The sequence below is a fragment of the Thiocapsa rosea genome, assembly GCF_003634315.1.
Taxonomy (GTDB): domain Bacteria; phylum Pseudomonadota; class Gammaproteobacteria; order Chromatiales; family Chromatiaceae; genus Thiocapsa; species Thiocapsa rosea.
Genome location: NZ_RBXL01000001.1, coordinates 2,456,155 through 2,479,572, shown reverse-complemented (window position 1 = coordinate 2,479,572; position 23,418 = coordinate 2,456,155). Strand labels below are relative to the sequence as shown.

Annotated in this window: 18 protein-coding genes; 9 read left to right on the top strand and 9 right to left on the bottom strand. The window is 65.0% G+C overall.

The window, feature by feature from the left end; genetic code table 11:
• Positions 1-133: 133 nt before the first annotated feature.
• From lolA to BDD21_RS10930, 3 genes are all read right to left on the bottom strand, one after another.
• Complete coding sequence (lolA, locus tag BDD21_RS10940; RefSeq protein WP_120797203.1) at positions 134-841, bottom strand: outer membrane lipoprotein periplasmic chaperone LolA; 708 nt, start codon at positions 839-841, stop codon at positions 134-136.
• A gap of 252 nt (positions 842-1,093) precedes the next feature.
• Positions 1,094-3,637: a DNA translocase FtsK gene (locus tag BDD21_RS10935; RefSeq protein WP_120797202.1), complete on the bottom strand. Its 2,544-nt coding sequence runs from the start codon at positions 3,635-3,637 to the stop codon at positions 1,094-1,096.
• 121 nt (positions 3,638-3,758) lie between these two features.
• Positions 3,759-4,517: a P-loop NTPase family protein gene (locus BDD21_RS10930; protein ID WP_120797201.1), complete on the bottom strand. Its 759-nt coding sequence runs from the start codon at positions 4,515-4,517 to the stop codon at positions 3,759-3,761.
• Positions 4,518-4,820: 303 nt separating this feature from the next.
• Between BDD21_RS10930 and BDD21_RS10925 the strand changes: the two genes are divergently transcribed.
• On the top strand, positions 4,821-5,411 hold the full coding sequence (locus BDD21_RS10925) for a class I SAM-dependent methyltransferase (protein WP_120797200.1): 591 nt from the start codon (positions 4,821-4,823) through the stop codon (positions 5,409-5,411).
• Positions 5,412-5,564: 153 nt separating this feature from the next.
• Here BDD21_RS10925 and BDD21_RS10920 read toward each other — a convergent pair whose 3' ends face one another.
• The 5 genes from BDD21_RS10920 to BDD21_RS10900 form a co-directional block, all read right to left on the bottom strand.
• Positions 5,565-7,049: a Ni/Fe hydrogenase subunit alpha gene (locus BDD21_RS10920; RefSeq protein WP_120797199.1), complete on the bottom strand. Its 1,485-nt coding sequence runs from the start codon at positions 7,047-7,049 to the stop codon at positions 5,565-5,567.
• 354 nt (positions 7,050-7,403) lie between these two features.
• Entirely contained in the window at positions 7,404-7,943 is a 540-nt protein-coding gene (locus BDD21_RS10915; protein WP_120797198.1) for an NADH-quinone oxidoreductase subunit B family protein, read from the bottom strand.
• Complete coding sequence (locus BDD21_RS10910; RefSeq protein WP_120797197.1) at positions 7,943-8,662, bottom strand: 2Fe-2S iron-sulfur cluster-binding protein; 720 nt, start codon at positions 8,660-8,662, stop codon at positions 7,943-7,945. Before BDD21_RS10910 ends, BDD21_RS10915 begins: the two co-directional genes overlap by 1 nt.
• A complete protein-coding gene (locus tag BDD21_RS10905) occupies positions 8,659-10,503 on the bottom strand; it encodes an NADH-ubiquinone oxidoreductase-F iron-sulfur binding region domain-containing protein (RefSeq protein ID WP_120799860.1) in 1,845 nt (614 codons plus the stop codon). The genes BDD21_RS10910 and BDD21_RS10905 overlap by 4 nt, the downstream gene beginning before the upstream one ends.
• A gap of 203 nt (positions 10,504-10,706) precedes the next feature.
• Positions 10,707-11,093 (bottom strand): YchJ family protein, encoded by a 387-nt coding sequence (locus tag BDD21_RS10900; RefSeq protein WP_120797196.1) that lies wholly within the window; start codon positions 11,091-11,093, stop codon positions 10,707-10,709.
• Positions 11,094-11,474: 381 nt separating this feature from the next.
• Here BDD21_RS10900 and BDD21_RS10895 point away from each other — a divergent pair, with 381 nt between their 5' ends.
• The 3 genes from BDD21_RS10895 (at position 11,475) to BDD21_RS10885 (ending at position 14,119) form a co-directional block, all read left to right on the top strand.
• Positions 11,475-11,948 (top strand): Hsp20 family protein, encoded by a 474-nt coding sequence (locus BDD21_RS10895; protein ID WP_120797195.1) that lies wholly within the window; start codon positions 11,475-11,477, stop codon positions 11,946-11,948.
• Positions 11,949-12,207: 259 nt separating this feature from the next.
• The gene (locus BDD21_RS10890) at positions 12,208-13,563 is read left to right on the top strand and encodes a DegQ family serine endoprotease (protein ID WP_120797194.1); all 1,356 of its coding nucleotides are present in this window, start codon (positions 12,208-12,210) and stop codon (positions 13,561-13,563) included.
• Positions 13,564-13,777: 214 nt separating this feature from the next.
• Complete coding sequence (locus tag BDD21_RS10885) at positions 13,778-14,119, top strand: TusE/DsrC/DsvC family sulfur relay protein (protein WP_120797193.1); 342 nt, start codon at positions 13,778-13,780, stop codon at positions 14,117-14,119.
• 203 nt (positions 14,120-14,322) lie between these two features.
• Here BDD21_RS10885 and malQ read toward each other — a convergent pair whose 3' ends face one another.
• Positions 14,323-15,831: a 4-alpha-glucanotransferase gene (gene malQ, locus BDD21_RS10880; protein ID WP_120797192.1), complete on the bottom strand. Its 1,509-nt coding sequence runs from the start codon at positions 15,829-15,831 to the stop codon at positions 14,323-14,325.
• A gap of 184 nt (positions 15,832-16,015) precedes the next feature.
• On the opposite strand from malQ, the gene BDD21_RS10875 reads away from it, so the two are divergent.
• The 5 genes from BDD21_RS10875 (at position 16,016) to BDD21_RS10855 (ending at position 23,412) form a co-directional block, all read left to right on the top strand.
• Positions 16,016-17,968: a methyl-accepting chemotaxis protein gene (locus BDD21_RS10875; protein ID WP_120797191.1), complete on the top strand. Its 1,953-nt coding sequence runs from the start codon at positions 16,016-16,018 to the stop codon at positions 17,966-17,968.
• A gap of 14 nt (positions 17,969-17,982) precedes the next feature.
• Positions 17,983-19,050: a chemotaxis-specific protein-glutamate methyltransferase CheB gene (gene cheB / locus BDD21_RS10870; RefSeq protein ID WP_120797190.1), complete on the top strand. Its 1,068-nt coding sequence runs from the start codon at positions 17,983-17,985 to the stop codon at positions 19,048-19,050.
• Positions 19,050-20,561 (top strand): CheR family methyltransferase, encoded by a 1,512-nt coding sequence (locus tag BDD21_RS10865; protein WP_170164734.1) that lies wholly within the window; start codon positions 19,050-19,052, stop codon positions 20,559-20,561. Before cheB ends, BDD21_RS10865 begins: the two co-directional genes overlap by 1 nt.
• Positions 20,562-20,571: 10 nt before the next feature.
• A complete protein-coding gene (locus tag BDD21_RS10860) occupies positions 20,572-22,884 on the top strand; it encodes a hybrid sensor histidine kinase/response regulator (protein ID WP_120797188.1) in 2,313 nt (770 codons plus the stop codon).
• Positions 22,885-23,061: 177 nt separating this feature from the next.
• Complete coding sequence (locus tag BDD21_RS10855; RefSeq protein ID WP_120797187.1) at positions 23,062-23,412, top strand: response regulator; 351 nt, start codon at positions 23,062-23,064, stop codon at positions 23,410-23,412.
• Positions 23,413-23,418: the final 6 nt, after the last annotated feature.

Here is a 23,418-nt window from a genome sequence, read left to right as displayed (position 1 = left end):
TACTCAAGACATTCGCGGCCGACGCGGTTCAGAATCAAAAAATAATCTCCTGAAGCGCGCCTGCGCCGACAACCGTTGAGAACCGCAAGGGCGACGTAGACAGCAAACGGCACATGTCGAACAGAGGCGCGCTTCAGTCGAAGGAGAGAAAGTCGTCCATCGCCCCCTGGTCCATCTTGAATAGATTCGGACTCAGCTTGGCGTTGCGCTCCGCCCCCGTGAAGTTCAGCCGGGTCGTCTGTCCGAAGGTGTCCTCCATGATGAGGCTCTCCAGATTGTCTTTGCCGAATCCGAGCTCGATCCGAAGGACGTCGGTGTCTTGCGCCTTGGGGATCAGCTCCACCCAGGTCCGTCCGTCCGTGCTGTCGATCGGCGACGCCTCGAAGTGCGTTTCGATCGGCCCGCCATCGGCCAAAAGCAGGGCAGGCGTTCCGCTCAGCGCCCGGTTCTGGCTCTGATGCGAGACTTGCTTGAGCTCCAGATCATGGAGATAGACCCGGCTGCCGTCGGCGATGATGACCTGGCGGTTCGGCGTGCTGTACTCCCAACGAAAACGGCCCGGGCGCTGCAGATAGAGGGTCCCGCGGGACTCCATCATCCGGGTGCGCTCGGCATTGAAGGTGAACTGCTCGAAATCGGCGCGCAGGCTGCTGAGTCCGGCCAGATAGTCGTTGACCCGCTTTGCGCCCTCGGCTGCGTTTGCGGTCGCAATCCCTGACAGAAGGATCAGCGGCAAGAGCATCGCGAGCACGACAACGCGCAAGCGCGATGATTGAACGCGTTCGTCAAGGCGCTCCGGGCGCTGCCCGAACGAATCAACTGAGGGTACGAAATCTGTCATATGAAATCCTGTATACGGCGACTGTAATCACGAGAGACACGAAAAAACGCCAAAGATTCAGATTAAACCGCGTCCAGAGCGACATGCATCCTTTTCACGCTGAGTTCAGCGTCGGGGGCTTACTCGATCTTGGCGAGACGCGGTTTAAAATTTAATCTTTCTATTACTTTAAACCGCGCCGGATCCGACAGTCGTCAGAGCCAGCGCGGCCAGTCCATTCCACCAAATGACGCATACTGCACCGGGCGCGGTTTAATCCTCGATCGGCGGCGGCGCCAAGACCTCGCGGTTTCCGTTGGTCTCCGCCGGACCTACGATCCCGATGCGCTCCATCTCTTCGATCATGCGTGCGGCGCGGTTGTAGCCGATCTTCAGACGCCGTTGTACCCCGGAGATGGAGGCACGCCGGCTTTCAACAACGATCTGCACGGCCTCGTCGAACAGCGGATCCGTGTCCTCGGTGTCGCCGCGCGGCTCGGGATCGATGCCCGGGAGCACTTCGGTCGGCTCGCGCAGCACGTCTTGCAGATACCGAGGCTCGCCGAACTGCTTGAGGTGCTCGACGATCCGATGCACCTCGTGATCGTCGACGAAGGCGCCGTGCACACGCTGCGGGATGTTGCCGCCCGGCGGCAGATAAAGCATGTCGCCGTTGCCCAACAATTGCTCGGCGCCCATCTGGTCCAGAACGGTGCGTGAGTCGATCCGCGAAGACACTTGGAAGGCGATCCGGGTCGGGATATTGGCCTTGATGAGCCCGGTCAGGACATCGACCGAGGGGCGTTGGGTGGCGAGCAGGAGATGGATGCCGGAGGCCCGCGCCTTCTGCGCCAGCCGCGCGATCAGCTCTTCGACCTTCTTTCCGACCACCATCATCATGTCCGCCAGCTCGTCGATCACCACGACGATGTAGGGCAGGTGCTCCAGGGCCGGCACCTCGATACCCTGCTCGGCGGCGAAATCCGCGGCGATGGTGGGATCCGGGATGGTGCGGCCCTGTGCAGCAGCGTCGGCGATCTGACGGTTGTAGCCGCCGATATTGCGCACCCCGAGCTTCGCCATCAGGCGATAGCGACGTTCCATCTCCCCGACGCACCAGCGCAGCGCGTTGGCCGCCTCCTTCATGTCGGTCACCACGGGGGTGAGTAGATGCGGGATGCCCTCGTAGACCGAGAGCTCGAGCATCTTCGGATCGACCATGATGAGGCGCACGTCCTGCGGCCCTGCCTTGTAGAGCAGGCTCAGGATCATGGCGTTGATGGCGACCGATTTACCCGAGCCGGTGGTGCCGGCGATCAGCACATGCGGCATCTTGGCTAGATCCACGACCACCGGCAGACCGGAGATGTCGCTGCCCAGGCCCAAGGTCAGCGGCGACTTAGCGTCCTGATAGGTCGCCGAGCCGAAGGTTTGGCGCAGAAAGACCGTCTCGCGCTGCTGATTGGGGATCTCGATGCCGATCACCGACTTGCCCGGGATCACCTCCACCACACGCACGCTGATGGTCGAGAGCGCGCGGGCCAGATCCTTCGCCAGTCCGGTGATCTTGCTGACCTTGATGCCGGGTGCGAGCTCCAGCTCGAAGAGCGTGACGACTGGGCCGGGGTAGACAGCGACGACCTGGACCTGGACGCCGAAGTCGGCAAGCTTGAGTTCGACCTGTCGCGACAGATCCTCGATCTGCTCGTCCGAGTAGGCTCGGCCGCTCGGACGCGGCTGATCCAGTAGGTCGAGCGGCGGGAGACTGACCTCGTCGGTCAAAGCGGTTGCGCTATGGGCGGCAGAAGCAGCCTGTACCGACGGAGCCTGTGTAGCCGGGAGCGGCGGCTCGGGCCGGGTCACCGGACGCGGCGGCGTCTTGATCCGCGGTGCCGCCGCCGGCACGGGCTTCTGACCGCGCTTGAGATCATCGAGCGACAGGGTCTCTGGCTCGGCCATGGCCTCCCGCACACGCCGCGGAAGCCCCTCGAAACGACGCCCGAGCCGCTCCCCCGGCTCGTGCCCCGACGCTTCGGAGCCTGTTGCGTCCGAACCGACCGCTTCACGCAAGCGCGAACGCATCGATGGTCCGTCGGATTGCGTCGGATCGTCGATGAGGTTCAACGCCTCGGGAAGCCCGGTCGACTCCCCCGCTGCGGCAGCCTGCCGACGCATCACCAAGGCCGTCGCCGCACCCTGCACGACATTCGCGACCCAGCCTGCGGCCTGCAGAACGGCAGCGCCCGTATTGTCGACCACCTTCAGCCAGGAGATCCCGGAGAAGAGCGTGAACCCGACCAAAAGGGCACCCCCGAGCAGCAGATCGGTCCCCCTGGTATTGAAGGCGGCGCGCATGTTGTCGCTGACGAGCATGCCCAGACCGCCGCCTGCCCCGTTCGGTAGATGGGCGCCGAGCTCGGCGAGATGAATCGCGGCATATCCACAGCCGGCAACGATGGTGATGAAGAACCCGATCCAGCGCAGCGCCAGGATCCAGGTCCGCGGCGCCGGCTCCTCGCCGCGACCGCGGAACACCAGCCAGGCGCTCCAGCCGACCATCACGGGGAGCAGATAGGCGAAGAACCCGAACAGAAAGAGCGTGACATCGGCAAACCAGGCGCCGGCCCGTCCGGCCGAGTTGCTGACCTGCGAGACGTCGCCGACGTAGGACCAACCCGGGTCATCCGGAGAGTAGCTGGCCAAGGCGAGCACCAGATAGAGCGCCACGACCATGAGGGTCCACATGGCGCCCTCGCGGAGCGCGCGCTCCACGTAGTCGCTGAACGTCAACTGCCCGTATCGTGTCGCCTGCGCCATGACTCTCTCCGAAATTTTGGCTCCCCATGATACCGTTGCCGGCGCTTCTTAGGGTAGTTTCGATGGCTGAATTCGCCTGAATCCCGCCTGAATCAGAGCGATAGGCGCACCGGTGATGCGCTCAGCCGGGCGATGTCTCGTCCAATGCGCCCGCCAACCACTCCTGAACGGAATCGGCCGGCGGCTGCGCGGCGAGGACCGGCCCCAAGGAGGCGATCTGCTCGTTGGCCTTGCGCATCCAGACCTTGAGACGCTGACGATCCATCAGACCCAGCCCACCCGGTCGACTCTGGCCGGCGGCCCAGAAGCTCGCAGCCAGGTGGTCGACCTTGCGCATCGTGGCCGCGTGCAGCTCGGGCAGCTCGATGAAGCGGGCGCCGACGGCCTCGGCGGCGACACGGGCCGGAGAGTTCCGGAACGCGGAAAAATCCTTTCCGCGACCGTAGTTCTGCACCACGACATAGGAGGCCGCCTCACCGTAGCGGTCGATAAGTCGCTGGAGCAGACCGATGCCGTCGGCGCCGTCGTCCATGACATGCCAGAAGACCACCCCGACCCCTTCGTCGGCGGCAAGCGTCAGGAAGTCGTTTTGATCGATCCAGCGAAACAAGGGTGCCGAGGTCTGGGCGGCCAGGTCCACCAGCACATTCTGCGGCGCTGCGAGCGCGGCCTCCATCAATTGATCGGCATCCTCGAAGGCGTCGAGCAAGACGGATCTGGAGTAGTCGCCGTAGAAGCGGAGCATGGCCCCATGGGATTGGTCGGTGTCGAAGACCGTAAAGGGTCGGTTGTTGTCGATATGATGCTGCGCGAGCAGGCGGGCCAGCACCGACTTGCCGACGCCCCCCTTCTCGCCGCCGATGAAATGGATCTTGCTCATGCGTGGTTGCTCCGGGTGTGTGCTTTGATGGGCCGGGAGCATGCACCGTGGGCGATGCTCTCGCAAGGGCCGGCCGAGCGCCGAAGGCTGCCCCCTGGATGCGATGCCGCGCCGCGAATACGATTCGGGTTCGCCGCGCAGGTCGGAGGAGCCTGGGCGCGCGCGCCGCGCCGCGGGATCGGAAGCAACCCCGGGCCAAAAGCCGACCGTTTTCCCCGTTTTTGCGATGGTCGGGGTTGACGAGAGGTGGTACTACGAAGGTGAGATCGTCAACTACCATCGAGAACCGAGACCACACGCACCGTGAACAACCGCAGATCCCACATCGGCGTCGTCGACCGCCTTCTGTTCGTCCGTCAGTTCCTCCGGCACCCGATGCAGGTCGCATCCTTGGTGCCCAGCTCCCGTTTCCTGATGCGCCGGGTTCTGGCCGCTGCGGCGGTGGATCGGGGGGGCCTGGTGGTGGAGCTCGGCCCCGGCACCGGCGGCACCACCCGGGCCATCCTGGATGCACTGCCGCCGGACGGGCGGCTGCTCTCCATCGAGCTGAATTCCCACTTGCACCGCTTGGTGGAAGCCATCCCGGATCGACGCCTCATCGCCCACCGCGGCAGCGCCTGCGAACTCCCGGCCGTACTCGCGGCCCACGGGTTCGCCGCCGCGGACGCCGTTGTCTCCGGCATTCCCTTCTCCACCATGCCGCGGGCCGTGGGCGCACGCACCGCAGCCGCCATCGCCGAGTGCCTGGCCGCCGACGGCCGCTTCGTCGCCTACCAGGCCAGCGCCCGGGTGGCCGAGTTGTGCCGTCCCCACCTCGGCCCCCCCCGGGTCGACACCGAGCTGCTGAATTTCCCGCCGATGCGGGTGTTCCGCTGGGAGCGGACGGGTGGTTGATCCCCGGAAGCGGCGGCGGGCGCGGTTTAGTCGCAGCGGCGAACCCGCCGATGGTTGCGGCGAAGGCCAACCAGACGCCGAGCTGCGCGGCAAGGCGCAACGCAACGCCGGGGCATCTCGTCGCGGCTCTGCAACGAGAAAACCGAGGTATCGTCAACGGGCGATCGAGCCGTCGGCGGAACGCACCAGCCGTTGAACACGCTGCCCTTCGGCGTCGAGCAGCTCGAGCGCCAAAGGCATCTTGCCGAGCGCATGGGTGGCGCAAGACAGACAGGGGTCATAGGCCCGGATCGCCACCTCGATGCGGTTGAGCAACGGCTCGGTAAGCTCGTGACCCTTTAAATCGTCGGCGGCAACGCGGCGGATGGATTCGTTCATCGCCTGGTTGTTGTTCGTGGTGGAGACGATGAGGTTGGCACGGGTCACCAGTCCGTCCGAATCGATCTCGTAGTGGTGGAAGAGTGTCCCGCGCGGGGCCTCCAACACGCCGATACCGGTGGTGTGCAGCGTGCCGTCGCGACGCAGCTCGGTGCCCTGCAGATCGGGGTCGGCGAGCAGCTCGCGGATCGCCTCGGCGCAGTGCAGCAGCTCGATCATCCGCGCCCAATGGGTCGCAAGTGCAGCCTGCAGCGGACGGCCCTCCCCGGCGGCGGCGAAGTCCTGTCGCTCCTGCTCGGCGAGCGGAGTCTGAAAACGCGCGCAGTTGTTGACACGCGCGAGCGGGCCGACCCGATACCAGCCCTGCTCCGGCCCCAGCGCCACGATGAAGGGGAACTTCATGTAGCTCCAGGGCTTGATCTCCTCGTGGATCAGCTCCGCGTAACCCTGATCGTCCGCATGATCGAAGATCGTCTCGCCCTGCGGGTCGTGTGCGCGCAGCCCACCGTCGTAAAGTTCGAAGCCGCCGTCGGGCGCGACCAGGCTGAGTGTGTTGGCATCGACGATGGCAAAGCGATAGTGAAACTCGGGGCGCGTCAGGATGATGCGCTTGATGAGCTGGACCCCTTGCTCGGCCCAGGCGAGGATTCGGTCGATGTCGGCCAGGAGGAGGTCCCGCTCCTCAAGGCTCACATTCTTGTTGACCCCGCCAGGCAGCGCGCCCGTGCCGTGGACCCGCTTGCCCGAGGTCACGCGAATGACCTCCTGTCCGAACTTGCGCAGCAGCACGCCCTGCATCGCGATCTCGGGATGATCCTGGATGACGCCGACGATGTTGCGGTGGGCCACGGCGTCGTCGATGCCGAACAGCAGATCGGGCGAGGAGAGATGGAAGAAATGCAGCGCGTGCGACTGGAGCACCTGCCCCAGATGCATCAACCGGCGCACCTTCTCGGCCGTCGGTGTGAGCCGATCCACACCGATGAGACGATCGCACGCCTTGGCCGCGGCCAAATGGTGGCTGACCGGGCAGATCCCGCAGAGACGCTGGACCAACACCGGCAGCTCCCAATAGGGCCGCCCCTGGATGAATTTCTCGAAGCCCCGAAACTCGACGATATGCAGCCGCGCCTGCTTGACGTGGTTGTCCTCGTCGAGCAACAGAGTCACCTTTCCGTGCCCCTCGACGCGGGTCAGCGGCTCGATGCAGACCCGCTTGAGGGTCTCGGGGTGCCGGGCGGTTTCCAGATTCGTGGTCATGGTAGACACCTCGGGCGGGTTCGGGGTTCGGCGCTGAAGAACCGTTCAAAATAAGCAAAACAACTCGACGAAAGAACACCTGTGCCCCTCAGGTCGTTGTCGTTGTCGTTGTCGTTGTCGTTGTCGTTGTCGATTCCGCCCATGCTCGTAATCCGGCCATCGTCGCACGTGGCGCAGAGCGCCACGGGGCATGCGTGACACCGCAGAGCGGATGTCACGAGCGTCTATCCGTTGGGTGGCCGGTTTGACGAACGACGCCTCGATTACGACAACGACAACGACAACGACAACGATTGGATTCGATGCTCGACTTATTTCCGACACTTGGCTGAGATGACGTGCACCCTGAACCCTCTAATCAAAACGAATCTCCGTATAGGGAAACGCGATCGGCCTCCCCTCCAAAAACGCGGTCAAAAAGGTCCAGATCGCATCGGCCGAGGGCGGACATCCGGGCAAAAAATAGTCGATCGCAACCACCTCGTGGATCGGATGCACCTGGTTGAGGAGCAACGGGATCTCGGGGTCGTTCGGGATGCCCGGGTTGTGCACCCCGATACCGCCGCAGTAGGACTCGTGCAGGCACTCGGCGAGACTGAACTGGTTGCGCATCGCCGGAATCCCGCCGTTGAGCGCGCAGGCGCCGACGGCGACCAGGGTCTTGCAGCGACGCCGAAACTCGCGCAGCACCTCGACATTCTCCGCATTGGCGACCCCGCCCTCGATCAGACCCAGGTCGCAATCGCCGAGTGTCTTGATGTCGGTCAAGGGGGTGCGATCGAAGGTCACCAGATCGACCAGCTGCAGGATGCGCTCGTCGATGTCCAAAAGGGACATATGGCAGCCAAAGCAGCCGCAGAGCGACGCGGTTGCGACACGGGGCTTCTCGGCCATCAGACCACCTCCTCCTCGTGTGCACGCACGTCGCCGACGATGCTGATGGGCTCGCGGTCGTAGAGACGCTCGCCGATCGGGGTCTCGTAGCCGCGGCCCTTCGGCAGGATGGCGCCGGTCGGACACACATGGGCGGCCTTGTCGCCCGCGGCAAAGCTGGAATCGCCCAGCAGACCGCTGGGGGAGTCGATCACCAAATGGCTCTCCAGACCCCGCCCGCTGATGGCGAAGACCCGCTTGCCGTCGTGGTCGCGGCTGGCACGCACGCACAGCTCGCAGAGGATGCAGCGGTTGAAGTCGATGATGACATCCGGGTGCGAGGCATCGACCGGCCGGCGCGGGAAGAAGTGGGTGAAGTGCGGTGCCAACATCCCGGTGTAGTAGGCCACCGCCTGGAGCTGACAGGCCCCGCTCTTCTCGCAGGCGGGGCAGACGTGATTGCCTTCCACGAAAAGCATCTGCAGGATGGCCCGGCGCGTCGCCTGGATGGCCTCCGAGCTGCTGTCGACCACCAGACCCTCGCTCGCCGCGGCGGTGCAGGCCGAGACCTGACGCCCGCCGATATCGACCACGCAGACACGGCAACTGCCGTGCGGTGCGAACTCCGGGTTGTGGCATAGGTGCGGGATATAGACAGCGGCGGCGAGTGCCGCATCCATGATGGTCTGACCGGTCTCGAAGGGGATCTCGCGACCGTCGAGCGTGAAGGTCTTGCTCATGCCGACACCTCCGATCCATCTGGCATCTGGACCCGGATATGGGCTCCGACGTCGTCTCTCCCCGTCAGTGCGCGTGCTTCCGAAAGGGCCGCGTCCAGGTCGAAGGACGGGGTGTGAGACGCGCGCGCCAAGCGCCGACGATAGATCTGCGGGAATTTATCCAGCGTGTTGAGCACATGGTTGGGTGCCGTATGACCCAACCCACAATAGCTCGCCTGTCGCATCACCGCGCCGATACGGCGCATCTCGCTCAGGTCGTATTCCGAGCCCTGACCGGCGGCGACCTTCTCGATCAGGTTGCGCAGGAGCGCCCCGCCGACCCGACAGGGTGTGCAGAAGCCGCAGCTCTCGTGCGCAAAGAAGGCGGCGAAATTGCGGACCATGTCGAGCAGGTCGCGGCTGTCGTCGAAGACCATGAAGGACCCTGCGGTCGGGAGATCCTCGAAGGCGATGATGCGATCGAAGTCCGCCGGCGAGAGGGTCGCGCCCGCGGCACCCGAGATCTGGACCGCTTGGGTATTCTCCGCCCCGCAGTCGGAGAGAACCCGATGGACCGGCGTGCCGAACGGATACTCATAGATGCCGGGCCGTGCGCAGTCTCCGCTGACCGAAAGGATCTTGCTGCCGGCGGACTGATCCGTGCCCTCGCCGCGAAACCAGTAGCCGCCCCATCGGACCACCCGTGCGGCGGCAAGGAAGGTCTCGACATTGTTGACCACCGTCGGCTGATCGTCGAAGCCGCTGGTCACCGGGAAAGGCGGGCGCTTGCGCGTGACACCGCGCTTGCCTTCAAGTGACTCGATCAGCGCAGACTCCTCCCCACAGATGTAGGCGCCGGCACCCAGGTGGATCTCGATGTCGAAGTCGAAGCCGTCGGCACCCAGGATGCTCATGCCCAGCAACCCTTCGGCACGGCGGCGCTGCAGCACCGACTCGAGATGCGGCAAGAGGTAGCGATACTCGCCGCGCAGATAGAGGAAACCCCGACGGGCACCGATGACCCCGGCGCAGACCGTCATGCCCTCGATGACCAAATCGGCATAGTCAGTCAGCAGGACGCGATCCTTGAAGGTCCCGGGCTCGCCCTCGTCCGCGTTGCAGACGACATAGCGCTCGGTCCCCGGAGCCTCGCGACAGAAGCGCCATTTGAGTGCAGTGGTAAAGCCTGCGCCGCCGCGCCCGCGCAGTCCCGAACGCTCGACCTCAGCAAGCGCGACGTCCGCTCCCTCGTCGACAAGCCGATGCAGTGCAGCGCTGTCGGTCGCCGGGTTGCCGAGGAGAAGTCCTCGCCGACGGATGTTGTTCCCGACCCGGAAGAACTCGCCGGGCCACCGTTCGAGCAGGATACCCTCCTGCACCAGATCGGCGATCCGATCGACCCGTTGCGCATCCAGGTGGGTCACGGCATAGCCGTTGACCAGGAGTGCGGGGCCTTGGTCGCACATCCCGGTGCAGGAGGCGAGCCCGATGCTCACGCGTCCGTCGTCTCGGATCAGGTCATGACCCCACGCCGGTAGCCCCGTCAACCCCAGACGCTCGACCAACAGACGGATCAGACGCCGGCTGCCCAGCATTCGGTCGGTGATGTTGTCGCTGAACCGGATCTCGAAGGCGCCGCGCGGGCGGTTATGCAGGAAGGCGTAGAAAGCGATGGCTGCGCGTACCTGAGTGCGGGTGACATCCAGTGCGGCGGACAAGGCTTCCACCGCCGCGTCGGGAACATAGGAGAAACGCTGCTGGACGCGGATCAGATGCTGAAGCAGGTGCCGCGGATCTCGGCCATGGGTTGCAAGCGACTCCGTCACGAACCCCTCGACCGTGACGGCTGTGGACGCGTTCATCGGCACCTCCCGCAGGTCATGCATCGGGCCGGAAATCGTGTTACCTCATCGCAGTATAGAACATGGCGGCAGGTGCCTCGGCCAAACAGCGCGGCAGCGCCCTGCGGGTAGCGGGCAGATCGGAGCCAGGCACCCCGCCCCGCTAGAGCTTGCGGGCCCAAACCGCAACGCATCTTGCGCAGCGCCCTTTCCCCCGTCGAAGATCACGCCTCCGCATTCACATAGAACCACCGACCGTCCTCATGCACGAACCGGCTGGTTTCATGGAGCCGATGTGCCCGCCCGCCGATCTTGTAGCGTGCGACGAACTCGACGATCCCGTCCCGGTCACCGATGCCGCCCGCCTCGACCCGACGCACCTGCAGACCGATCCAGCGCACCGGCTCGGCCTCGAGCTCAAGCGTCCGAGGCCGCGTGGAGGGATGCCAGGTGCACAACAGATAATCCGTCCGCCCCCGGACATAGGCGACATAGCGCGAGCGCATCAGCACCTCGGCGGTGTCGGCAAACAGCCCACTGTCCAGATAGCGACCGCAACAGGCCGCATAGTCGACAGTGGCGCCGCACGGACACCGATCCAGAAGGCTCATAGGGTCTCTCCATCCGGCGACCGCGGCCTGCGGGTCCGGAATCTAAATCGCGCTCAGCGCGGTATGCGTCATTTGTTGGAACGGCTTGGCTGCGACAGCTTCGACGGCTGTCGGAACCGGCGCGGGTTAGAATATTGTAAAAATTAAATTTTAAACCGCGTCTCACCAAGAGCGAGGATATCTCCAGAGTCAAACGCAACGTGAAAACGACGCATCTCGCTCTGGACGCGGTTTAAGTTGACATAATATTTTTCTCGTCACCCCTTGACATCGGTCACCCTGGATTCTACTCTACATAAGGCAGACGCTCGCAAGAGGTCTGCAGAGACCGCGGTTCACACGAACGCGCAACTTCCATATTGCTCAACTGAGGATATGTCAATGACAAACATCGACTTTTCGCCACTCTTCCGCTCCATGATCGGCTTCGATCGGATGTCGTCCGCATTGGAGACGGCCTACCGCTCCGAGCCCGGCGGCTACCCTCCTTATAATATCGAGGTCAGCGGCGAGAACGACTACCGCATCACCATGGCGGTGGCCGGCTTCACGGATAAAGATCTCACCATGGAGGTCAAGGAAAACATCCTGACCGTCTCGGGATCCCGTGCGGACGACGAGGAGAAGGGTCAGGCCAGATATCTCTATCGCGGGATCGCCAACCGCAACTTCGAGCGCAAATTCCAGCTTGCCGACTATGTCCGGGTGCTGGATGCGCGGCTCGAAAACGGGCTCCTGCATGTCGACCTGCGTCGCGAGATCCCGGAGGCGATGAAGCCCCGCAAGATCGAGATTCGCGGCGAAACGGGCCGATATCTCGAGGGCGAGACCCAAAGGACCCAGGCCGCTGCCTGATGCGCAGGCAAGGCGTCACGCGGCTCGAACGCGTGACGCCCCGGGTCGATGAGTCTCGTCGACCTTCAAACAAGCCGGGCGATCGCCCGGCTTGCTCGTGTGTGGGCTCATGCCGGTCAGTCGATCCGCGTCACCTGCGCGAGCAGGATGCCCGCCCGAGCCGGGATCACGCAACCGATTCAAAGGCTTTGCGTCTCTCGCGACTTTGCGGTTCAAATAGACCCCTCGATCAACACCCGAAAGACACCCCCTCGCACCCATGCGCATCTCCTCCTCGATCCGCTTGTGCTGGATCCTGCTCGCCTTGGCGAGCGGCAGTGCCCGCGCGGCCTTGCCTCTGCAGGTCGCGGGTCAGCCCTTGCCGAGCCTCGCCCCCATGCTCGAGCAGGCCGTGCCGGCCGTCGTCAACATCTCCACCGTCACGCGCATCGAAGCGGCCGAGCATCCACTCATGCGCGACCCCTTCTTTCGTCGCTTCTTCGAGATGCCGCCCGAGCATCGAAAGCGCGAGGGCAACAGCCTGGGCTCGGGGATCATCGTCGATGCCGAGCGTGGTCTGGTCCTGACCAATCAGCACGTCATCGCCAAGGCAAGCGAGATCCGGGTCACCCTGCACGACGGGCGCACCCTGGTCGCCGAGCTGGTCGGGGCAGACCCCGAGACCGACATCGCGGTCCTGCGCATCCCCGCCGAAGACCTAGCCGCCCTGCCGGTGGTGGACTCGGATGCGCTCAAGGTCGGCGACTTCGTGGTCGCGATCGGCAACCCCTTCGGCCTGAGCCAGACCGTGACCTCCGGCATCGTCAGCGGGCTGGGTCGCTCGGGACTCGGGATCGAGGGCTACGAGAGCTTCATACAGACCGACGCATCCATTAATCCGGGCAACTCGGGCGGTCCGCTGGTGAACCTGCGTGGCGAGCTGGTCGGCGTCAATACGGCGATTCTCGCACCGGGCGGCGGGAACATCGGGATCGGTTTCGCCATCCCGGCGAATATGGCGCGGACGGTCATGGAGCAGCTCGTCGAGCACGGAGCCATGCGACGCGGCCTCTTCGGCGTCGCCATCCAGGATCTGACGCCCGAGCTGGCCGCTGCACTCGGTATCGCGCGGCGCGACGGGGCCGTGGTCAACGCGGTTGAGCCCGACTCGGCCGCAGCGGCAGCCGGCCTTCAGGAAGGCGATGTGATTCTCGCGATCAACGGCGCCGCCGTGAAAGGGGCCGACGATCTGCGCACCCGATTCGGTTTGCTGCCGGTCGGCGCACGCGTCGAGCTCGATGTCTCGCGCGGAGGCAAGACGCGGCGGCTCGAAGGACGCATCGCCGATCCCTATCAATCCTTCGTCGAGGGTCGTCGCGTCGCGCCCGGTCTGGCGGGTGCCATGATCGGCGAACTCGATCGTCGCAGCGGCGTTCCGGCCCTTCCCGTCGGGACCGTCGAGCCCGGCAGCCCTGCTTGGAACGCCGGTCTTCGCGAGGGTGATCGCCTGCTCCAGGTCAACGGCCAACGGGTCGCGAGCCTGCGCGACGTCGCACAGGTGCTGCACCAAACCGGAGACATCCTGAGCCTGCGCATCCAACGCGGCGATGATCTGCTCGTCCTGGCGCGCCGTTGACCGAGCGATTCGGATCGAAATCCGACCTCCCGTTGATCTGGATCCGGTTGCATCTGCCGGATTTCGGTCCATGATTAGGCGAAATTGCATTGACAATTGTCTAGTCGGACAGGGTACAGATCCGACACGACCCCGAACACGGACCGAAAGCCATCGGACAGGCATAAAACCACCAAAGCAGTACCAGACCACCCGCAGGGTGGAGGAGCACGCGATGTCAGCCATGCAGATCGCCGGACGGCAGCTCGAGGTCAACAAGCAAGGCCATTTGGCCTATTTCGACGATTGGGAGCCGTCGGTCGCGACGGCCTTGGCGGAAGAGGAGGGTCTGAGCCTGACCGAATGTCACTGGGCGGTGATCAATTTCCTTCGCGACTATTACGCAACCCACGAGATGCCGCCGTCCCCGAAGGTCGTCATCAAGACCATCGGCGCGCATGTTTCACCACATACGCCCTGCACGCGTAAGCACCTGGAAGGGCTCTTTCCGAACGGGGGCTGCAAGCAGGCCTGTCGTCTTGCCGGATTGCCGCGGTATTACTGCCATTCCTGCTAAACCGCGCCCGGTGCGGCATGCGTAATGTGTTGGAACGGCTTAGCCGCGCCAGCTCCAACGAGTGTCGGAGCTGGCGCGGTTTAGAGCATTAAAAGAGCTTAAATTTTAAACCGCGTCTCGCCGAGGTCGAGGACATCTCCGAAGCCAAACCCAACATGAACATGACGCATGTCGCTCTGGACGCGGTTTAAAGGGAGACACCTTCAGGTCGAATAGGGCAACCGACCGTAAATCCGACTCAGGACGCGCAGCCGCTCGGCTGCGTGCTCCGTCAACATCTCCTCGCGATACCGCCAGAGCCAATTGCCTTCGGAGGTGCCGGGTCGGTTCATGCACGCCTCGGCACCGAGACCCAGGACATCCTGCATGGGGAAGAGCGCGAGCGCGGCGACCGAGCCGAGCGCGCTTCGAATGAAATCCCAGTGAATCTCGCTGCCGTCGCTGTTGAGATAGAGCAGCGCATTGTGTCGGGTTGCCGGGTCGCGCAGCGCCCACCATCCGAGCAGGGTGTTGTTGTCGTGAGTACCGGTGTAGACGGCGAGACTGGAACGATGATTGTGGGGCAGGAAGGATGAGCGTCCGAATCCGCCCTCGGTGTCCTCGAACCCGAACTGCAGGATCGCCATTCCGGGCAGATCGAGTCCGTCGCGCAGGGCCTCGACGTCCTCGGTAATCACACCGAGGTCCTCGGCGATCAGCGGCAGACCCTCGCCGAGTGCCGCACGCAAGGCGTCGAAGAGCGCCATCCCGGGACCCGGCATCCAGCGGCCGTTGACGGCGGTCTCCTCCTGCGCCGGGATCTCCCAGTAGCCGGCGAATCCCCGGAAGTGATCGATCCGCACCAGGTCGACCAGCTCCAGAACCCGCCGCAGGCGTTGTACCCAGAAGCTGTAGCCGTCCGCCGCCACCTTCTGCCAATCGTAGAGCGGATTGCCCCAACGCTGTCCGGTCGCGCTGAAATAATCCGGCGGAACACCGGCGATGACCGTCGGGTGACCCGCCTCGTCGAGCTGAAACCACTCCCGATGCGTCCAGACCTCGCTCGAATCATGGGCGACGAAGATCGGCATGTCGCCGATGAGGCGCACACCGCGGCTGTTGGCGTAGGCGCGCAGCCCGGACCACTGGGTGAAGAAGAAGTATTGGATCAGGCGTTGGGCATCGAGTTCGCGTGCATGCGCCTTGCTCCAGCGCGCCAGGGCATCCGGCTCGCGCCGCGCCAGATCGGCGCGCCACTCGGTCCAGGGACGATGACCGTGATGGACCTTCAGCGCATGATAGAGGGCAAAGTCGTCCAACCAGTCGGCGTGCGCCTGACGAAACGCCTGATAGTCCTCGCGATCGGTCTCGCTTGCATGCTCCTGAAACGCATGCACCGCGCGGGCGATCAGCGCCCGCTTCCACGGGATGACGGCACGGAAATCCACTTGATCGGGGGGGAAATCCGGGGGCTCGAGATCCTCCGGCCCGAGCCACCCCCCGTCGACCAGGAGCTCCGGGCTGATCAACAACGGATTACCCGCAAAGGCGGAGGTGCACTGATAAGGCGACTCCCCGTAACCGGTCGGCCCCAGCGGCAACATCTGCCACAGCCCCTGCCCCGCTGACGCGAGAAAATCCACGAAACGCCGGGCCGAGTGCCCGAGATCGCCGATCCCGAAGGGGCCGGGCAGCGATGTCGGGTGAAGCAAAATGCCGCTGGTGCGGTGCATGCCGTGACTCCAAAGTCTGGGCGAGGAATAAAACCCGCGAGTCTACCCAAAGCGCGGCCGAAAAACCGCGCGGGATTGCTCGCGGGTTCTCACCGTCGCCGATCTGAATTCAGCTAAACTCGCTACGTATTTTCCGCGGCGGACCGACGTCGGGCGCCCACTTCCACATGAGAGACGCGTCCAGATGTTCAAGCAAATCCGTCTGTGGGCCAACATCCTCCTCGTGATCGGCGCCGCGATCGTCCTGGCCATCACCACGCTCACGCTCGTGAGCCTGCACAATCTAAAGACCGTGAGCCGCACGGCAGAGGAGTCCGAGCTGCGTCAGTTCGCGGCAATGGTGCAGACGCAGATCCGCGACGAGGTCCGCTTGGCGGAGGCGCTCGGTGTCCTGGTCGCCGAGATGCCGGAGGTGCAGGCGCGTTTCGCAGCGGGCGATCGCGACTGGCTCGCCGAGCAGTTTCACCCGCCGTTCGAGGCCCTCGCGCGCGACTTCGGCGCGGTTCAGTTCCAGTTCCATACGGCGCCTGCCATGTCCTTTCTGCGTCTGCACATGCTGGAGAAGTTCGGCGACGATCTGTCGAGCTTTCGCCAGTCGGTGGTGGATACCAACCGCGATCGCACGCCGCACCGCGGGTTGGAGCTCGGCGTCGCGGGTCTCGGTGCCCGTGGCGTGGTACCGGTGCTCCGAGATGGACGGCACATCGGCTCGGTCGAATTCGGCATGTCGTTCGGTCAGACCTTCTTCGACGACTTCAAAGCAAGCTACGGTGTGGAGGCCGCGCTCTTTATCCTGCGCGACGGCGAGGTGGAGACCTTTGCAAGCACCCATGAAGGTCAGCCCTTCCTCGGTCCGGATGCACTGAGAGCCGCCTTTGCAGGCGAGCCCCAGGTCGCCGAGATCGAGATCGGCACGACTCCCATGGCGGCCTATGCGGAGATGATTCCGGATTATTCGGGCACACCGCTCGGCGTCGTCGAGGTCGCAATGGATCGTACCCCGTACGTCACGGTCCTCGGCAAGACCCGCATGCAGGCCATGCTCATCGGCGTATTGGTTGCACTCTTCAGTATCGGTATCTCGCTGATCACCGCCCGTGCCATCACCAAACGGATCCGCAGCCTGGCCGACGAGATCGATCGTGTGACCAACGGCGATCTGAGCGGCGGCGGCGCAATCGACGGCAAGGACGAGCTGGCCGACCTCGCGCGCACGCTCGACGGCATGCGCGAGCATCTCAACGCGTTGGTGACGGGCGTGGAGACGACCGCCTTCTCGGTCCACGCGGCATCGCGCGAGATCGCGCAGGCGGTCGACGGACAGGCGGCGACATCCAGTCAGATGTCGGCCTCGGTGGCCGAGATCACCTCGACGATGGAGGAGCTCTCCGCCTCATCGACCCAGATCGCGGAATACTCCGAGTCCGTCGTGACCATCGCCGGTCGGACCTACGACGACAGCCTGCGCGGCTCGGATGCCATGCAGAGCCTGGTGGAGAAGATGCGACGGATCGGCGAGGACAATCAGAGCGCGCTGAACGAGATCCTCGCGCTCGGCACCCGCTCCAAGGAGATCTCCAAGATCATGCAGATCATCGATACGGTGGCGGATCAGACCAAGCTGATCGCCTTCAACGCCGCCTTGGAGGCATCCTCGGCGGGCGAGGCGGGAAAACGCTTCGGCGTCGTCGCCGCCGAGATCCGCAGGCTGGCCGATTCGGTGACCGAATCCACAGGAGAGATCACCGGCAAGGTCGCCGAGATCCAGGAATCGATCAACCGGCTCGTGATCAGCTCGGAGAAAGGCTCCACCGGGATCCATGAGGGGATCGCGGACTCGGCCAGCACGGCGGATATCCTCCAGGCCATCGTCGAGGCGGCGAGCGAGACCTCGACCTCCGCCCAGCAGATCAGTCTCTCCACGCAACAACAGCGCACTGCCAGCGGTCAGGTCGTGGTCGCCTTGCGCGAGATCGTCACCGCCAGCTCGGAGACCGCAGGCGCCGTGCGCCGGATCGCCGATATCGCGCGGGATATGAACGATCTCTCGGGTGCCCTGAAGGGCAGCCTGGATCAGTTTGTACTCGACGGAGCACGCACGCCGTCGGCCGATCCCGGCGTCTCGAGCCGGTCCTGATGACGGAGTGATCAATGCAACCTGTACGGGTCTTGGTGGTCGACGACAGCCGCTCGGCGCGAAGCCTGATCCGGGCGCTCATCGAGGCGGCGCCGGGTCTGGTCGTCTGCGGCGAGGCCGCGGATGGCCGGGAGGCGGTCGAAAGGACCCTGGCGCTCAAGCCAGACGTCGTCACCATGGATCTTCAGATGCCCGAGATGGACGGAATGCAGGCGATCGAGGAGATCATGGCCCGCTACGCCGTCCCAATCCTGGTTCTCTCCGACCTGGCCGACGCACCCAACGCCATGGCCGCGGTCGCGCGCGGTGCGCTCGAGGCCGCGCGCAAGCCGACCTTCGACGAGGGACCCGGACTGGCGTTGCGCCTGCGTATCCTGGCGCGCATCCCCGTCATCCGCCATATCCGCCGCAACGGCGCGCTCACCCTCAAGCCCGACCCGGCCTCGCCGGCTCGGCGTGAAGAGCGGATACAAACCGACCCGCCCCGATCCGGCTCGCCCGTCGTCGCCATCGCCTCCTCGACCGGCGGGCCTCAGGCCCTGGCTCGGATCCTCCCCGACCTTCCCGCCGATTTTGCGGCCCCGGTTCTGATCGCCCAGCACATCTCCGACGGGTTCGCCGGGGCGATGGCCGACTGGTTGAGCCGACTCTGCGCGCTGCCCGTGACCATCCCCTCCGAGGGGGAGCCGATCGTGGCCGGCCACGTCTATCTGGCCGATTCGGTGACCCACATGACACTCGGTGCCGGACGACGGATCCGACTGGTAGCGCGTCTGGATTCGGACATGTATCGCCCGAGCTGCGATCGGTTGCTCACCAGCGTGGCGGCCGAGGTCGGCCTCGATGCCATCGGCGTCGTCCTCACCGGCATGGGACGCGACGGAGCACAGGGGATGCTCGCGCTCGCAAAGGCAGGCGGGGCGACCATCGCTCAAGACGAGGCCACTTCGGTGATCTTCGGAATGAACCGCGAGGCGATCCTCGCCGGCGGCGTGCAGATGACGCTGCCGCTCGATCTCATCGCAGGCAAGCTCTGCATGCTGGCGGGGCGTCGTGCAGCACTCGGCGCCGGGATTGTATGATGCCGATCCACTCCTTCAAGTCCTTCGTCAAGGATCGCCTCGGGCTGCACTTCGGCTCGGAGGCGGACGGGCGACTCCAGTCCATCCTGGCGGGTAGGATCGCGGCAACCGCCGCGGGATCGATCGACGCCTATCTGAAATCCGTCGCTGCCGATCCGGTCGAGTTTGGGCGTCTGACCAGTCTGCTGACGGTCAACGAAACCTACTTTTACCGTGAGCCCGACCATCTGAATCTGCTCGTGGAGCGGCTCGTGCCCGCGCGCCTGGCGCAAGCCGAGAAGGGCAATCCGATCCGAATACTCTCCTTGGGGTGCTCCACCGGCGAGGAACCCTATTCGATCGCCATCGCCTTGCGCGAGCGTTACGGCGATCTCGCCGAGCGCCTGTTCCGCATCACTGCGGGCGATGTCGACGACGCCGCACTCGAGCGTGCCCACGCGGCGGAATACGGCCCGCTCGCCTTTCGGACGCTGCCTGCGGAGCTTCGCGATCGCTGGTTCTCGCCGCTCGACGGAACGCATCGCCGCATCGATGCGACGATCCGGCGACAGGTCGATTTCATGTCCTGGAACCTGCTTGCGCCTGACTTCCCAAAGGCGATGCAGGGGCAAGACGTCATCTTCTTCCGCAACGTCTCCATCTATTTCGATCCGGCGACCCGCAAGGCGGTCATGGCGCGGTTACGCGACCTACTCGTGCCGAAAGGTCATCTGATCGTCGGCGCCTCGGAGACGCTCGCCAACGACTTCGGCTTGATGCGCCTGATCGCGCTGGACGGCGTCTTCCTGTTCGAGAAGGCCCCGGTCGAGCCCTCGCCGGGGCGTGTGAAGCCGGGACAAGGCGTACGCGCGGACACGACGGCGCAGACGGGCCCGAGCACCCGCGCGCCGCGAGCCGCCGCCGTGCGGTCCGCCTCGACGGGCCGAGGCGATTCGGGCTCGATCGACGCTCGCCCGGATCCACCCCGACCGAGCGCGCCGGCCGGGAACCCGGTCGATCGAGAGCCTTACGAGCAGGCCCTGAGCTCGGCCCGCTCCGAGCGTTTCGAGGAGGCGCTTCGCCGTCTCGCCCCGCTCTGCGATCGCGAGGATGCCGCCGCCGAGCATCTCGCACTCCAGGCCCATCTGCTGCTCGAGCGCGGCGACACGGCCGGTGCCGAAACCGCCGCGCAGCGCGCGCTGGGGCAAGACCCCTGGTCGTCGGACGCGCTCCTTCTGCTCGGGCGCTGCGCGCGTCTGCGCGGCGACTCACAGGAAGCGATCGGCGCCTTGCGTCGGGTGGTCTACGACAAGCCGAGCTGCTGGCGGGCCCATTATCAGCTCGCCGAAACCTACCGCCAGCAAGGCGAGACCGGTCCGGCCGAACGGGAATATCGCATCGTGCTGCGCCAGTTGCAGAACGAGACACTCGCGATGCAAAGCACGGGCGCGCTGCCCTCGCTCCTGTCGGTGAAGGATCTGCGCTTCCTCTGCGAGACGCGTCTGGCCCGTCTCGCCGACGCCGTGGCCTGAGATCCGCGTCATGGCACTCGACATCACCAAATTCATCGGCCGTTTCGTCGACGAGGCGCGCGAGCATATCGCCCGACTGGAGACCGGACTCGCCACGCTCGGTACGACGGACGGCGGCGGCCGGGACGGGATCGACGCCCTGTTCCGCTCCGCCCACACCATCAAGGGATCCTCGCGGATGCTCAAGCTCGCGAGCATCGCCGAGACCGCCCACCATCTCGAGGACGTGCTCGGCGTTCTGCGTGAAGGTAAGATCCAGCCCGATCCGGCGCTCGCCGCACTCCTGATGCGCGCCGTCGATACGATCGGCGCAATGATCGAAGAGGTCGCCGCATCGGGAGCAGGCGCAGCCTCCGGACCACCGGATCAAGCCCTGTGCGAGCGGCTCGCCAGGGCCGCCGCGGGCGATTGGTCGGAGCCGGGCCCGAGGTCCGTTCCCGACCATTCGGCCGCTGCCGATGCAAGCTCGCTCCCTGACTCGATCCCGGCCGCGATTCAGAGCGACATTCCGCCCGAAAACCCGAGGCCGTCCTCACCCGCGCCAGACCCGGCGCCCACGGCCCCGCAACCGACAGGCACCGAGGCCGCGACACGCATCCGCGCACCCGAGAGCGTGCGCGTGCGGATGGACAAGCTCGACGCCCTGGTCAAACTGATGGGCGAGATGGTCTCCAACCAGGCGCGGCTGCGTCACATCCTAGGCGAGGCACGCCTGCTCGATGCCTCGGCGCGCACGCGCGCCGCACGCACCGTTGCCGACCCGGGGGCCGAGTCGGCCGAGCTTGCGCGCGCACTGCACAGGTTCACGCTCGATCTGCGCGACCTGACGCTCGATCAGGAGCGGCTCATCGGCGAGCTCAACGACCGCGCACTCGGTATGCGGATGCTGCCTCTGGGTACGGTTCTGGACCCGATCGCCCGGATTGCGCGCGAGCTTGGACGCTCGCTCGGCAAGGAGATCCGATGCGAGGTGAGCGGCAGCGAGATCGAGCTCGACCGCCAGATCATCGACCACCTCAGCGACGCGCTGGTCCACCTGCTGCGCAACGCCATCGACCACGGCATCGAGTCGACCGAGGAGCGTCTAACGGCGGGCAAGCCGACGCTCGGGGAGATCCGAGTCTCGGCACGTCAGGAGGGCGGCGCCGTGATGATCGCCATCGTCGACGACGGTCGCGGACTCGACCGCGCACGTATCCTCGAGAAGGCCATGCAAAAGGGTCTGATCGATGCCGGCGCCAGCCAAGAGATCACCGACGAGCAGGTCGCCGACCTTATCTTCCAACCCGGTTTCAGCACCAGCCCCATCATCACCGAGGTCTCGGGTCGCGGTGTCGGGTTGGACGTGGTCAAGCGCGCCATCACCGACGACCTGCAGGGCTCGGTCTCGATCAAGAGTCGACCGGGCGCCGGAACCACCTTGACGCTCAAGCTCCCGCTCTCGCTGGCGGTGATGCGCATCTTGCTGCTCGAAGCCGGCGGGCACTGTTTCGGAATCAGCGCGGCTCACGTCTCCGAGCTGATCCGCACCTCCCGCTCCGAGACGATTCAGGTCGCCGGACGCCCGGCGGTCGTGCTCCGCAACGAACTGGTCCCCCTGATTCCTCTCGTCGATCTCCTGGGTCTGCCCGAATCGGCCGCGTCATCCGGGCGGCAGCGACACGGACTCGACGAGGAGACCCTCTTGGTCGTCATCATCGGGGTGCGGCAGGCGAAGCTTGGGCTGGTGGTGGATCAGCTCGTCGACGAGCGCGACATGGTTCTCAAGCCGCTGCCCGAGCACATGCGCGGCCGGGGTGTCCTCGGCGGCCTGGTCGGCGGCGTGGTCGTCACGGGCACCAACGCGCTGGTCAGCCTGCTCCAGGCCCCTGCCCTGCTGGACGCGGCACGACGCATCCGCGGCGAGGCAATCAAGGCGGCAGTGAAGGACTCGGCACGCCGGCACGACGGACAACAGGGCCAGCACATCCTGGTGGTGGACGACTCGCTGAACACGCGGGAGATCGAAAAAGAGGTGCTCGAGGCATCCGGCTACCGCGTCACCCTGGCCGAGGACGGTCTCGACGGCTGGCAGAAGGCGGTGGGCGGGCGCTTCGATGCGGTCCTCACCGACGTGGAGATGCCCGGTCTGGATGGCTTCTCGCTCACCGCCAAGCTGCGCGAGAATGACAAGTACCGCTCCACGCCGATCATCATCGTCACCTCGCGTCAGACCCGCGAGGACAAACAGCGGGGCATTCAGGTCGGCGCCGACGCCTATATCGTCAAAGGCGATTTCGACCAATCCAATCTCGTCGACACCTTACGGAATCTGCTCGGCTGATCACACAAAGCCTATAGCGAACGGTTCAAGAATAAGTAGGACAAAGCAACGAGAAAATCCCTTTGCCACCGTTGTCGTTGTCGTTGTCGTTGTCGTAATCGAGATCGAAATCCAGATCGACAACAATTCGTTTCCCTACTCAACCGATTTCCAACACGTGACTAAGGACCCATTGCGATGCGTATCTTGATCGTCGACGATGACCCTTTCGCCGGAGCGATGGCAGAGGCCATTCTGGATGCGGAGGGTCACGACTGTCTGCTCGTGGAGAGCGGCGTGGAGGCACTCGACGCCCTCGGCGAGGAACACGAGGCATTCGACCTGGTCATTTCGGATATGCACATGCCGCTCTTGAGCGGTTTGGACCTGTTCCGGGAGATGCGCGATCGGGGCATTCCCACCCCCTTCGTCCTCCTGACCGGGGACGACCCGGAGCCGCTCCACGCACAAGCGCCGGGGATCGCTGCCTGCCTGATGAAGGATGCGTCGCTCGAGGCTACGTTGCCGGCGGCTGTCGCCCGACTCTAAAAGAGG